This window comes from Streptomyces sp. NPDC042336 (genome assembly GCF_055581985.1).
Map to the genome: position 1 here is coordinate 293,083 of NZ_JBVJEA010000009.1, position 13,232 is coordinate 306,314.

Consider the following 13,232-nt stretch of genomic DNA (forward strand, 5'->3'; position numbering starts at 1 on the left):
TCCTAGTAAATTCGAGGGTATGGACGCTCACGCCATAGAAGAGGGCCGCCTTCGCTGGCAGGCCCGGTACGACGCGGCGCGCAAGCGCGACGCGGACTTCACCACGCTCTCCGGAGACCCCGTGGAGCCGGTGTACGGGCCCCGCCCCGGGGACGAGTACGAGGGCTTCGAGCGGATCGGCTGGCCGGGCGAGTACCCCTTCACCCGCGGCCTGTATCCGACCGGGTACCGGGGGCGTACGTGGACCATCCGGCAGTTCGCCGGGTTCGGCAACGCCGAGCAGACCAACGAGCGCTACAAGATGATCCTCCGCAACGGCGGCGGCGGGCTCTCGGTCGCCTTCGACATGCCGACGCTGATGGGCCGCGACTCCGACGACCCGCGCTCGCTCGGCGAGGTCGGGCACTGCGGGGTGGCCATCGACTCGGCCGCCGACATGGAGGTCCTCTTCAAGGACATCCCGCTCGGGGACGTGACGACCTCCATGACGATCAGCGGGCCCGCCGTGCCCGTGTTCTGCATGTACCTGGTCGCCGCCGAGCGGCAGGGCGTCGACGCGTCCGTGCTCAACGGCACGCTGCAGACCGACATCTTCAAGGAGTACATCGCCCAGAAGGAGTGGCTCTTCCAGCCGGAGCCGCACCTGCGCCTGATCGGCGACCTGATGGAGTACTGCGCGGCGGGCATCCCCGCCTACAAGCCGCTCTCCGTCTCCGGGTACCACATCCGCGAGGCGGGCGCGACGGCCGCGCAGGAGCTGGCGTACACGCTCGCCGACGGCTTCGGGTACGTGGAGCTGGGGCTCAGCCGCGGCCTCGACGTGGACGTCTTCGCGCCCGGCCTCTCCTTCTTCTTCGACGCGCACCTCGACTTCTTCGAGGAGATCGCCAAGTTCCGCGCGGCGCGCAGGATCTGGGCGCGGTGGATGCGGGACGTGTACGGGGCGCGGACCGACAAGGCGCAGTGGCTGCGGTTCCACACCCAGACCGCCGGTGTCTCGCTGACCGCGCAGCAGCCGTACAACAACGTGGTCCGTACGGCCGTGGAGGCGCTCGCGGCGGTGCTCGGCGGCACCAACTCCCTGCACACCAACGCGCTCGACGAGACCCTCGCCCTGCCCAGCGAGCAGGCCGCGGAGATCGCCCTGCGCACCCAGCAGGTGCTGATGGAGGAGACCGGCGTCGCCAACGTCGCCGACCCGCTGGGCGGTTCCTGGTTCATCGAGCAGCTGACCGACCGCATCGAGGCGGACGCGGAGAAGATCTTCGAGCAGATCAAGGAGCGGGGGCTGCGGGCCCACCCCGACGGACAGCACCCCGTCGGCCCGATCACCTCCGGCCTCCTGCGCGGGATCGAGGACGGCTGGTTCACCGGTGAGATCGCCGAGTCGGCCTTCCGCTACCAGCAGGCTTTGGAGAAGGACGACAAGAGGGTGGTCGGCGTCAACGTCCACACCGGCTCCGTCACCGGCGACCTGGAGATCCTGCGGGTCAGCCACGAGGTCGAGCGCGAGCAGGTGCGGGTCCTGGGCGAGCGCAGGGCCGCCCGCGACGACGCGGCCGTGCGGGGTGCGCTGGACGCGATGCTGGCGGCGGCGCGGTCGGGCGGGAACATGATCGAGCCGATGCTGGACGCGGTGCGCGCGGAGGCGACGCTGGGGGAGATCTGCGGGGTGCTGCGGGAGGAGTGGGGGGTGTACACGGAGCCTGCCGGTTTCTAGGTGCCCGGTGTCGGTGCGGGCGTCTCCAGGGGGCTCCGCCCCCTGGCCCCCCGGGCCTATGCCCACCCACCACCCGACTCGGTGGGTCCAGAGGCGAGCCCCCACAGCAGTACCTGGGTGAAGCTGCGTACCCAGTCCTCGTCCGCGGCCTCCGCGCTGACCAGCGTGCGGTGCACCACCGCTCCCGCGACCATGTCGAAGATCAGGTCCGCGGTGCGGGCCGCCTCCGCGGTGTCCGGCTCCGGCGGCAGCTCGCCCCGGGCCTGCGCCCGCGCCCTGCCCTCCAGCACCAGGCGCTTCTGCCGCTCGACGATCGAGGTGCGGATGCGCTCGCGCAGCGCGTCGTCGCGCGTGGACTCCGCGACCACCGCCATCAGACCGCTCCTGGCCTCCGGACGGGCCAAAATAGCCGCGAACTGGAGCACCACGCCCTCGATGTCGGCGGCGAGGGAGCCGCGGTCGGGCAGTTCCAGCTCGTCGAAGAGCTCCGCCACCGCGTCCACGACCAGCTCGTTCTTGCCCACCCAGCGGCGGTAGAGCGTCGTCTTGGCAACCCCGGCCCGCGTGGCGACGTCTCCCAGGGTGAGCTTCGACCAGCCGAGGTCGACCAGGGCGGCCCGCGTCGCGGCCAGGATCGCGGTGTCCGCCGCGGCGCTGCGCGGGCGCCCGGCATGGCCGGCGGGGGTGCTGCTCTGCATCCCCCGACCTTAACCGGCGGGTAACACGCGGCCGGCCGTGAGACAGATCACCGCGGCGGGGTGTTCCGCGGGGCCCTGGTGGCATTACGCTACGACTCGTAGCGAAAGCGCGGGTCCGCCCGCGCCCCAGCGACGACCACGGGCGTGGGGTGGGGACCCGGCGCCGAGCAGGACACACGCCGAACAGCACACATCCGGGCGGGCTTTCGACCCGGTTTTCACACGCGCGCGCCGTACGGGGGAGGATAGACCCATGCAGCCACGGAACATGTCCATGAGCGGGGTCGTCGACCTCGCCGCGGTGAAGCAGGCCCAGGAGGCCAAGGCGAAGGCGGAGCAGGCGCGCGCCCAGGCGGCCCGTCAGGGCGGCACGGGGGCCGTCTCCCCGGCCGACCTCGTCATCGACGTCGACGAGGCCGGTTTCGAGAGCGAGGTCCTGCAGCGGTCCACCGAGGTCCCGGTCGTCATCGACTTCTGGGCCGAGTGGTGCGAGCCCTGCAAGCAGTTGAGCCCGGTACTGGAGCGGCTCGCCGTCGAGTACAACGGGCGCTTCCTCCTCGCCAAGATCGACGTCGACGCCAACCAGATGCTGATGCAGCAGTTCGGCGTCCAGGGCATCCCCGCCGTGTTCGCGGTCGTCGCCGGACAGGCGCTGCCGCTCTTCCAGGGGGCCGCCGGCGAGGCGCAGATCCGCCAGACCCTGGACCAGCTGGTGCAGGTCGGCGAGGAGCGCTTCGGCCTGACCGGTCTCGTCGTCGACCCCGAGGCGGAGCCGGGTGCCGAGCGGCCCGCCGCCCCCGAGCGCCCGGCCGGGCCGCACGACGCGGCCCTCGACGCCGCCGTGCAGGCGATGGACGCGGGTGACCTGGGCGGTGCCGTCCAGGCGTACAAGAACGTGCTGGCCGAGGAGCCGGGCAACACCGAGGCCAAACTGGGCCTGGCCCAGGCCGAGTTGCTCCAGCGGGTGCAGGACGCCGATCCGCAGAAGGTCCGTCAGGAGGCGGCCGACAAGCCGCGCGACGCGCAGGCGCAGATCGCCGCCGCCGACCTGGATCTGGTGGGCGGTCATGTGGAGGACGCCTTCGGGCGCCTCATCGACACGGTGCGCGTCACGGCGGGCGACGACCGGGACGCCGTACGGCTGCGGCTGCTGGAGCTGTTCGAGGTGGTCGGCGCCGACGACCCGCGGGTGACCGCGGCGCGCCGGGCGCTCGCCCGGGCCCTGTTCTAGTCGGCGCCGTCGTCGGCGTTCCAAACGCCATCGACGTGTTGCACGTGTGAAGGAGCTGTCGAAAAGGCGTCACTGCGGCCGCGCTTTACCAAAACTTGGTAATCGCGGCCGCTGTTACTGCCAGTAAGTCGACGGCGTCGATCTGTCGGACTCTGTCCATCGATCAATAGTTTTGTTCCGCCCTCAAGGCGTACCCAGCGTCGCCGTTCGGGACCGGTCTGTCGTCCCGTGGTCACACGGCTGCTACTAGCCAGTAACGAACCCCCTTGTGTCGACGGCGAGAATGCACCACGATCGGCGACGCTCGGTCCATTCCCGTACCCCGACAGCCGGTCGGGTGGCGGGGGTTCCTGGGTCCCCACCGAGCAGGGCCGGCGGCAGTGATGCCGGCCCTTGGGCAGGGGGGTCTTCGCTCACCCGGCGAAGCCTGCCCAGCAGGGTTGTGCGTGATGCGTGTCAGGCGCGACCAGTGGTTGTCGCTCGGGGGTGATCGCCGGTTATTCGGGCGCGTTGTACGTGCCGCCGAGTGCGGGCGCTCTCCTTCCCGAGGACGTAGCACTTCTCCCATCCCTGCCAGACCGAGCAGCCGAACCGGCGGCCGGCCGAGGCCAGGAGATGTACGTCCGAGAAGGAGGAAATATGGAGTCCCAGGTGCGTGGCGGGACCAGATGGAAGCGGTTCGCTGTGGTGATGGTGCCCAGCGTCGCCGCCACGGCTGCGATAGGCGTCGCGCTCGCGCAGGGCGCTCTCGCCGCGTCGTTCAGCGTGTCGGGTCAGTCGTTCAAGGTGACGGCGGACCGGCTCGACGGCACGGGCTTTATGCAGTACGGCGCGGTCGACTCGGGCTACACGCTGAAGGGCGAGAAGACGGCTCACCCCGTCGCGGTCTCGGCGTTCAAGTCCGCGCAGATCAAGAACATGTGCCAGTCCGTGGTCACCCCGGACATCCCGCTGATCGGTTCGGTCAGCCTCATGCTGAAGGCCGGCGGTGGCGACACCCCGGTCAAGGCGGAGAACCTGTACATCGACGTCGAGGACCTCGAGGCCGATGCCACGTTCCGCGGCATCGACATCGGTGTCGCCGCGAAGGACGCCAACAAGGGTCCCGGCATCAAGAAGGGCGACACCACCAACCCGTACGGGTTCTCGCAGCAGGCCGACTCGGCCACGCTGACCGGTGTGAAGCAGACGGCGTGGGCGACCACCGCCGGAACCTTCAAGCTCAGCGGTCTGAAGATGTCGCTGTCCAAGGGTGTCAAGGAGTGCTACTAAGCACTCGCTGACGGGCGGGGGAGCCGGTGGCGCCCCCGCCCGTCCACCTTCCGGCCGCGCCTTCACACGTGGCCCACATCTCCACCACAGCAAAGCCGTACCAGGGAGCTGTTTTCCATGAGCGCCGAGACTCCTGCCGCAGCCGGCCAGTTCACCCGCCGGAGGCTGCAGTTCCGTGCCTGGCGAGGCGCGCGGCCGTTCTGGGCCGGACTGTTCGTCGCGCTCGGCGGACTCCCCATCGCCTACTTCCCGTACGCGAACCTCCAGATCGGGCACCTGACGCTGGCGATGTCCACCACCGCGGGCGCCGGGTCCCTGATCATCGGCGTGCTGCTGGTCGTCCTGGGCGTCAGCCTGTGGTTCCAGAAGCACGTCCGGGTCTTCGCGGGTGTCGCGGCGATCCTGCTGGCGCTGGTGTCCATCCCCGTGTCGAACCTCGGCGGTTTCCTCATCGGCTTCCTGTTCGCGCTGGTCGGCGGGGCGATGGCCGTGTCGTGGGTGCCGGGCGAGCCGCCGCGGGCCGAGCCGCCGCTGGAGGGCAAGGGCACGGACGGCGCGCCCGAGGGCGCGGTCCCCGGTGCCGCGGCCGACGACACCGCGTTCCCCGGCTTCCCGGAGCCCGGGACCCAGGCGGGACCCGCGGTGCCGGGCCCCCGGGGCGGGATGGACGACGGGGAGCCCTCCCAGGGCTTCATGGCACCGGGGCCGCACGATCTGTCAGGAACGAGCCCGGCCAACGGGGCGAACGGGAGGCACAGTGCCGGCTGACGAGGTGACCCGCGGGACTGACGTGGAGTCGTCCCGTGTGAGAACCGGGCCGCGCCACGCGGCACCCAAGAAGCCGTTGTTCACCAGGTTCCACATGCCGGCCGGCAAGGCGATAGCCATCGCGGCGATGCCCACGGCCGTCCTCATGGGGATGGGGTTCACGCCGACGCTCGCCCTCGCCGACGGCAACGACGCGGCGCCGCCCTCCAACAGCCTGACGGCCGACGAGTACAAGGACTGCGTGGCGGCCCTGGAGGACGCCGAGAAGGACCCGTCCGCCTCGCCCACCCCCTCGCCCTCGGCGACCGACGGGGCCGACGACGGCAAGGACGACGCGAAGGAGCCCGACCCCTCCGCCTCCACCGGCGACACCGGCGAGGACGCGGGCACGGACGCCGGCTCGGACCAGGGCGACTCCTCTTCGTCGGATTCAGGTTCCGACGACAAGGGCGCCAAGGACGAGCAGGACGCCCCCGCCCCGAGCCCCTCCGCGTCGCAGAGCCAGGAGGCGTCCGGTGCGGGCGCCGCGGAGCCGTCCCCCTCCGAGTCGGAGGGCAAGGGCGGTCTGCTGGACGGCCTCGGTGACGCCATCGAGGGCATCTTCACCGGTGGCAAGAAGGCTGAGGAGAGCCCGAGCCCCACGCCGACCCCGTCGGCGTCCGAGGGCGCGGGCGACGCGTCCGACGCGCTGAAGGACACGACCGGCACGGTCACCGACACCGCGAAGGACACCGTCGAGGGCGCGACCGACACGGCGTCGAAGGCGGCCGAGGACGCCGAGGACACGGTGGACAAGGCGGCCGAGGCGGCCAAGGAGGCGGCTCAGAAGGCGAAGGAGGACGCGGAGAAGGCCAAGGAGGACGCCACCGCCACGCCCAGCCCCAGCGCCTCCGAGAGCGCCGACGAGGCCGCCAAGGACGCCGAGGACTGCCCGGCCGCCACCGACGCGGAGGGCGGCGTCGACAACAAGCTGCCGCTGCCCGACGACCCGTGGTACCTCAACGCCAGCTCGCTGCTGCTGAAGGGCGCCTCCTACAAGGGCGTCGTCGAGGTGCGGACGGCCAACGGCACCACCAAGAAGGTGCTGAAGTACGTCATCTCCAACGGCACCGACATCGGCGACCTGCACCAGACGGTGAACGACAAGCAGGCCGGCAAGACGTACCACGTGCAGGCGGCCAAGGGCTCCACGTCCACGATCCGCGACGGCGAGACGGTGATGTACACCGAGAGCATCTCGGGCAACCTGCTCGGGCTGATCCCGATCACCTTCGACCCGGAGAACCCGCCGCCGCTGGACATCCCGCTGATCTACTTCACCAAGGTGACGGTGGTCCAGGCCGGCCAGTTCGGCGGCACGCTGCACGTCCCCGGACTGCACCAGTACACGACCGACTGAGCACGCCCGCACCACGCGCCGAGGGCGCCCCCTGCGACAGGGGGCGCCCTCGGCGCGTACGACGGGAGACAGGGGCGGTCAGCCGCGCCGCGTCTCGCCCAGGTGCAGGACCCGGACCATGTTGGTGGTGCCGGGCACGCCGGGGGGCGAACCGGCGGTGATCACGACGATGTCGCCGTCGCTGAACCGGCCGAGGCGGGCCGTCTCCTGGTCCACCAGGTCGACCATCTCGTCGGTGCTGTTCACGAACGGCACCACGTGCGGCTCCACGCCCCAGCTGAGTGCCAGCTGGTTGCGGGTGGCCTCGTCGGTGGTGAAGGCGAGGATCGGCTGGCAGGCGCGGTAGCGCGAGAGCCGGCGGGCGGTGTCGCCGGACTGGGTGAAGGCCACCAGGCCCTTGCCGCCCAGGAAGTCGGCGATCTCGGCGGCGGCCCGGGCCACCGAACCGCCCTGCGTGCGCGGCTTCTTGCCCGGCACCAGCGGCTGGAGGCCCTTGGAGAGCAGCTCCTGCTCGGCGGCGGTGACGATCTTCGACATCGTCTTGACGGTCTCGATCGGGTACGCGCCCACGCTCGACTCGGCGGACAGCATGACCGCGTCGGCGCCGTCCAGGATCGCGTTGGCCACGTCGGATGCCTCGGCGCGGGTCGGACGGGAGTTGGTGATCATCGACTCCATCATCTGGGTCGCCACGATCACCGGCTTGGCGTTGCGCCGGCACAGCTCGATCAGGCGCTTCTGCACCATGGGGACCTTCTCGAGCGGGTACTCGACGGCCAGGTCGCCACGGGCGACCATCACGCCGTCGAACGCCATCACGACGGCCTCCATGTTCTCGACCGCCTGGGGCTTCTCCACCTTGGCGATCACCGGGACGCGGCGGCCCTCCTCGTCCATGACGCGGTGCACGTCGTCGACGTCCTTGGCGTCCCGGACGAAGGAGAGGGCGACCAGGTCGCAGCCCATGCGGAGCGCGAAACGGAGGTCCTCGACGTCCTTCTCGCTCAGCGCGGGGACGTTGACCGCCGCGCCGGGCAGGTTGATGCCCTTGTGGTCGGAGATGACGCCGCCCTCGATGACGATCGTCTTCACCCGGGGGCCCTCGACCTCGGTGACCTTCAGCTCGACGTTGCCGTCGTTGATGAGCACCTGGTCGCCCTTGGTGACGTCACCGGGCAGGCCCTTGTACGTCGTGCCGCAGATCGTCCTGTCGCCCGGGACGTCCTCGGTGGTGACGGTGAACTCGTCACCGCGCACCAGCTCGACGGGACCCTCCGCGAAGGTCTCCAGGCGGATCTTCGGGCCCTGCAGGTCGGCGAGGACACCGATGGCCCTGCCGGTCTCCTTGGCGGCGGCCCGGACCCGGTCGTAGCGGCCCTGGTGCTCGGCGTGGGTGCCGTGGCTGAAGTTGAAGCGGGCCACGTTCATGCCGGCTTCGATCAGCGTGACGAGCTGCTCGTGGGAGTCGACCGCGGGGCCGAGAGTACAGACGATTTTCGAACGGCGCATGGGTGCCATCCTATCGGTTTGTTTCGGCGCGGAATATTCCGTCTGGCGGAAAATACAAAAGGGCGGGATGCCGCTCAGGTGAGATCGGTATTCCTCATTCATTTACCAGCGCGTAGGTCTGTGCCGCGATCTCCATTTCCTCGTCCGTCGGTACCACCGCCACCGCCACCCGCGCCCCCGCGGGCGAGATCAGCCGGGCCTCCTCGCCGCGTACGGCGTTGAGCCCGCCGTCGACCGCCAGGCCCAGCCCCTCCAGGCCCGCCACGGCCGCTTCCCGCACCGGCGCCGAGTTCTCCCCGACCCCGGCCGTGAACGCCACGGCGTCCACACGTCCGAGAACGGCGTAATAGGCGCCGATGTACTTCTTGAGCCGGTGAATGTAGATGTCGAAGGCCAGCCGCGCCCGCTGGTCGCCGGCGTCGACCCGGCGGCGGATCTCCCGCATGTCGTTGTCACCGCACAGCCCGATCAGACCGCTCCTCTTGTTGAGGAGAGTGTCGATCTCGTCGGCGGACATTCCCCCAACACGCATCAAATGGAAGATGACGGCCGGGTCCATGTCTCCCGAGCGCGTACCCATCACGAGCCCTTCCAAAGGCGTCAGCCCCATGGAGGTGTCCACGCACCGCCCGCCCCGCACGGCCGAGGCGGACGCCCCGTTGCCCAGGTGCAGCACGATGACGTTCACGTCCTCGGGCGCCCGGCCCAGCAGCCGCGCGGTCTCACGGGAGACGTAGGCGTGCGAGGTGCCGTGGAAGCCGTAGCGCCTGATCCGGTGCGCGTCGGCGGTCTCGACGTCGATCGCGTAGCGGGCCGCGGACTCCGGCATCGTCGTGTGGAAGGCGGTGTCGAAGACGGCGACCTGCGGCAGGTCGGGGCGCAGCGCCTGCGCCGTCCGGATGCCGGTGAGGTTGGCCGGGTTGTGCAGCGGGGCGACCGGGACGAGCCGCTCGATCTCGGCGAGCACCGCGTCGTCGATCACTGTCGGCTCCGTGAAGCGCAGCCCGCCGTGCACCACCCGGTGTCCGATCGCGGCCAGTTCGGGGGAGCCGAGGCCCAGGCCGTCCCGGTCCAGCTCGGCCGCCATGGCCTTCAGCGCGGCGTCGTGACCGGGTACCGACCCGTTCCACTCGCGGCTCTCCCCGTCCGCCGGGGTGTGCTTGATCCGCGAGCTCGCCTCGCCGATGCGCTCGACGAGGCCCGCCGCCAGCCGGCTGCCGCCGCGCATGTCGATCAGCTGGTACTTCACCGACGAGGAGCCGGAGTTGAGGACGAGGACACGGGTGCCGGTCACAGGTCGGACGCCTTCTCACTGGGGGTCTGCTGGGCCTGGATCGCCGTGATGGCGACGGTGTTGACGATGTCCTGCACGAGCGCGCCCCGGGACAGGTCGTTGACCGGCTTGCGCAGGCCCTGGAGCACCGGGCCGACGGCGATTGCGCCGGCCGAGCGCTGCACCGCCTTGTACGTGTTGTTGCCGGTGTTCAGGTCGGGGAAGATCAGCACGCTGGCCTGCCCGGCGACCGCCGAGCCGGGCAGCTTGGTCGCGGCCACCGACGGTTCGACCGCCGCGTCGTACTGGATCGGCCCCTCGATGCTGAGGTCCGGGCGGCGCGCGCGGACCAGCTCGGTGGCCTCGCGGACCTTGTCGACGTCCGCACCGGAGCCGGACGTGCCCGTCGAGTACGACAGCATCGCGATCCGCGGCTCCACGCCGAACCGCGCCGCAGTCGACGCGGACTGGGCGGCGATGTCGGCGAGCTGCTCCGCGTCCGGGTCCGGATTGACCGCGCAGTCGCCGTAGACCAGCACCTTGTCGGCCAGGCACATGAAGAAGACGGAGGAGACGATCGCGGCGTCCGGCTTGGTCTTGATGATCTCGAAGGCCGGGCGGATGGTCGCCGCCGTCGAGTGCACGGACCCCGACACCATGCCGTCGGCGAACCCTTCCTGCACCATCAGCGTGCCGAAGTAGTTCACGTCGGAGACCACGTCGTACGCCAGCTCCACGGTCACACCCTTGTGGGCGCGCAGGGCGGCGTACTTCTCGGCGAAGGAGTCCCGCAGCTCGCTGGCGGCCGGGTCGATCAGCTCGGCGTCGGCCAGGTCGATGCCGAGGTCGGCGGCCTTCTTGCGGATCTGCTCGACCGGGCCGAGCAGCGTCAGCGCGCACACGCCCCGGCGCAGCAGCACCTCCGCCGCGTGCAGCACCCGCTCCTCGGTGCCCTCCGGCAGGACCACCCGGCGCAGGTCGGAGCGGGCCTGTTCGAGCAGCTTGTGCTCGAACATCATCGGCGTGACGCGGTCGCTGCTGGGCGCGGAGACCCGCTTGTTCAGCTCGGCGGTGTCCACGTACCGCTCGAAGAGGCCGAGGGCGGTCTCCGCCTTGCGCGGGGTGGCCGCGCCCAGCTTGCCCTCCAGGGAGAACAGCCGCTCCGCGGTGGGGAAGCTGTTGCCGGTCACCGCGAGCACCGGCGTGCCGGGCGCCAGCCGGTCGGCGAGGGTGAGGATGCCCTCGCCGGGCACCTCGTTCAGGGTCAGCAGGACGCCGGCTATCGGCGGGGTGCCGGCGCTGTGCGCGGCCAGCGTGCCGATCACCAGGTCGGCGCGGTCGCCCGGCGTGATGACCAGGCAGCCCGGGGTCAGCGCGGCCAGCAGGTTGGGCAGCATGGCCCCGCCGAAGACGAAGTCCAGCGCGTCGCGGGCGAGCCCGGAGTCGTCGCCGAGGACGATCTCGGCGCCCAGGGCGTGCGCGATCTGGGAGACCGTCGGCGCGGACAGCGCGGGCTCGTCCGGCACCACCCAGCACGGCACCGGCAGCCGGTGCGCGAGCCGCTCGGCGATCCCGTCCCGGTCCTCGCGCGCGACCCGGTTGGTCACCATGGCGAGCACGTCGCAGCCCAGCCCGTCGTAGGCGCGGAAGGCGTTGTGGGTCTCGGCGAGCACGGACTCGGCGCTCTGCTTGCGGCCGCCGACGACGGGCAGGACCGAGGCGCCGAACTCGTTGGCGAGCCGCGCGTTCAGCGACAGTTCGTCCGGGAACTGGGTGTCGGCGTAGTCGGTGCCGAGGACCAGGACGACGTCGTAGTCCCGTGCGACCAGGTGGAAGCGCTCGACCAGCGCGGACACCAGCTCGTCCACGCCCTGTTCGGCCTGGAGGAGGGAGGCCTCCTGGTAGTCCATGCCGTAGACGGTGGCCGGGTCCTGCGAGAGCCGGTAGCGGGCACGCAGCAGCTCGAAGAGCCGGTCGGGCCCGTCGTGCACCAGGGGACGGAAGACGCCGACCCGGTCGACCTGCCGGGTCAGCAGCTCCATGACCCCCAGCTCGACGACCTGGCGGCCGTCGCCGCGGTCGATACCGGTCACGTACACGCTGCGCGTCACGCGTGCTCTCCGTTTCCTCGGGTTCGTTGGGGCGGGCGTTCCGTCGGGGGTGCGGAACCCTCTTGACAGTACCTCCGGCGACGGTTAAGGCGCCCGTCAGCGTCCGCCACCGTCCCGCCGGTCGTCCGCCGTCGTCCACCCGCGTCCGGGCCGTGGAACAATTGAACCGGCTCACCGGTGTCAACAGCGAGCAGGAGACACAGCACGATGCGTATCGGAGTTCTCACCGCAGGCGGCGACTGCCCCGGCCTGAACGCAGTGATCCGGTCGGTCGTGCACCGAGCGGTCGACAACTACGGCGACGAGGTCATCGGCTTCGAGGACGGCTACGCCGGACTGCTGGACGGCCGGTACCGCACCCTCGACCTCAACGCGGTCAGCGGCATCCTCGCCCGCGGCGGCACCATCCTCGGCTCCTCCCGCCTGGAGCGCGACCGGCTCCGCGAGGCCTGCGAGAACGCCTCGGACATGATCCAGAACTTCGGCATCGACGCCCTGATCCCGATCGGCGGCGAGGGCACGCTCACCGCCGCCCGCATGCTGTCCGACGCGGGCCTGCCGGTCGTCGGTGTGCCGAAGACCATCGACAACGACATCTCCTCCACCGACCGCACCTTCGGCTTCGACACCGCCGTCGGCGTGGCCACGGAGGCGATGGACCGCCTCAAGACCACCGCCGAGTCCCACCAGCGTGTGATGGTCGTCGAGGTCATGGGCCGGCACGCCGGCTGGATCGCCCTGGAGTCCGGCATGGCCGCCGGCGCCCACGGCATCTGCCTGCCCGAGCGCCCCTTCGACCCCGCCGACCTGGTCAAGATGGTCGAGGAGCGCTTCGCCCGCGGCAAGAAGTTCGCCGTCGTCTGCGTCGCCGAGGGCGCCCACCCCGCCGAGGGCTCCATGGACTACGGCAAGGGTGCCATCGACAAGTTCGGCCACGAGCGCTTCCAGGGCATCGGCACCGCGCTCGCCTTCGAACTGGAGCGCAGGCTCGGCAAGGAGGCCAAGCCGGTCATCCTCGGCCACGTCCAGCGCGGCGGCGTGCCCACCGCGTACGACAGGGTGCTCGCCACCCGCTTCGGCTGGCACGCGGTGGAGGCCGCGCACCGGGGTGACTTCGGCCGGATGACGGCGCTGCGCGGCACGGACGTCGTGATGGTGCCGCTGGCGGAGGCGGTCACCGAGCTGAAGACGGTCCCGAAGGACCGGATGGACGAGGCCGAGTCCGTCTTCTAGACCCGGACGCGCCGCCCG

The 13,232-nt window shown here is 70.9% G+C and carries 10 protein-coding genes; 6 read left to right on the plus strand and 4 right to left on the minus strand.

Annotated features, from left to right (window positions below; all coding sequences use genetic code 11):
- Positions 1–19 precede the first annotated feature (19 nt).
- Entirely contained in the window at positions 20–1,720 is a 1,701-nt protein-coding gene (locus ACZ6IM_RS21605; protein ID WP_052840629.1) for an acyl-CoA mutase large subunit family protein, read from the plus strand.
- A 56-nt stretch (positions 1,721–1,776) separates the two neighbouring features.
- Here ACZ6IM_RS21605 and ACZ6IM_RS21610 read toward each other — a convergent pair whose 3' ends face one another.
- The gene (locus ACZ6IM_RS21610; RefSeq protein ID WP_469558252.1) at positions 1,777–2,418 is read right to left on the minus strand and encodes a TetR/AcrR family transcriptional regulator; all 642 of its coding nucleotides are present in this window, start codon (positions 2,416–2,418) and stop codon (positions 1,777–1,779) included.
- Positions 2,419–2,671: 253 nt separating this feature from the next.
- Between ACZ6IM_RS21610 and ACZ6IM_RS21615 the strand changes: the two genes are divergently transcribed.
- The 4 genes from ACZ6IM_RS21615 (at position 2,672) to ACZ6IM_RS21630 (ending at position 7,088) form a co-directional block, all read left to right on the plus strand.
- On the plus strand, positions 2,672–3,649 hold the full coding sequence (locus ACZ6IM_RS21615; RefSeq protein WP_052840627.1) for a co-chaperone YbbN: 978 nt from the start codon (positions 2,672–2,674) through the stop codon (positions 3,647–3,649).
- 639 nt (positions 3,650–4,288) lie between these two features.
- The gene (locus ACZ6IM_RS21620) at positions 4,289–4,921 is read left to right on the plus strand and encodes a DUF6230 family protein (RefSeq protein WP_052840626.1); all 633 of its coding nucleotides are present in this window, start codon (positions 4,289–4,291) and stop codon (positions 4,919–4,921) included.
- Positions 4,922–5,038: 117 nt separating this feature from the next.
- Complete coding sequence (locus ACZ6IM_RS21625; RefSeq protein WP_052840625.1) at positions 5,039–5,689, plus strand: DUF6114 domain-containing protein; 651 nt, start codon at positions 5,039–5,041, stop codon at positions 5,687–5,689.
- On the plus strand, positions 5,679–7,088 hold the full coding sequence (locus ACZ6IM_RS21630) for a prolipoprotein diacylglyceryl transferase (protein ID WP_052840624.1): 1,410 nt from the start codon (positions 5,679–5,681) through the stop codon (positions 7,086–7,088). Before ACZ6IM_RS21625 ends, ACZ6IM_RS21630 begins: the two co-directional genes overlap by 11 nt.
- Before the next feature lie 78 nt (positions 7,089–7,166).
- On the opposite strand, the gene pyk is transcribed toward ACZ6IM_RS21630, so the two are convergent.
- From pyk to pta, 3 genes are all read right to left on the minus strand, one after another.
- Positions 7,167–8,597 carry a pyruvate kinase gene (pyk, locus tag ACZ6IM_RS21635; RefSeq protein ID WP_052840623.1) on the minus strand — a complete coding sequence of 477 codons (1,431 nt, stop codon included), beginning with the start codon at positions 8,595–8,597 and terminating at the stop codon, positions 7,167–7,169.
- Positions 8,598–8,691: 94 nt separating this feature from the next.
- Positions 8,692–9,891, minus strand: a complete 1,200-nt coding sequence (locus tag ACZ6IM_RS21640) for an acetate kinase (RefSeq protein WP_052840622.1) — start codon at positions 9,889–9,891, stop codon at positions 8,692–8,694.
- Complete coding sequence (gene pta, locus ACZ6IM_RS21645) at positions 9,888–11,981, minus strand: phosphate acetyltransferase (protein WP_052840621.1); 2,094 nt, start codon at positions 11,979–11,981, stop codon at positions 9,888–9,890. Before pta ends, ACZ6IM_RS21640 begins: the two co-directional genes overlap by 4 nt.
- Before the next feature lie 207 nt (positions 11,982–12,188).
- On the opposite strand from pta, the gene ACZ6IM_RS21650 reads away from it, so the two are divergent.
- A complete protein-coding gene (locus tag ACZ6IM_RS21650) occupies positions 12,189–13,214 on the plus strand; it encodes an ATP-dependent 6-phosphofructokinase (protein ID WP_052840620.1) in 1,026 nt (341 codons plus the stop codon).
- The last annotated feature ends 18 nt before the right edge of the window (positions 13,215–13,232 follow it).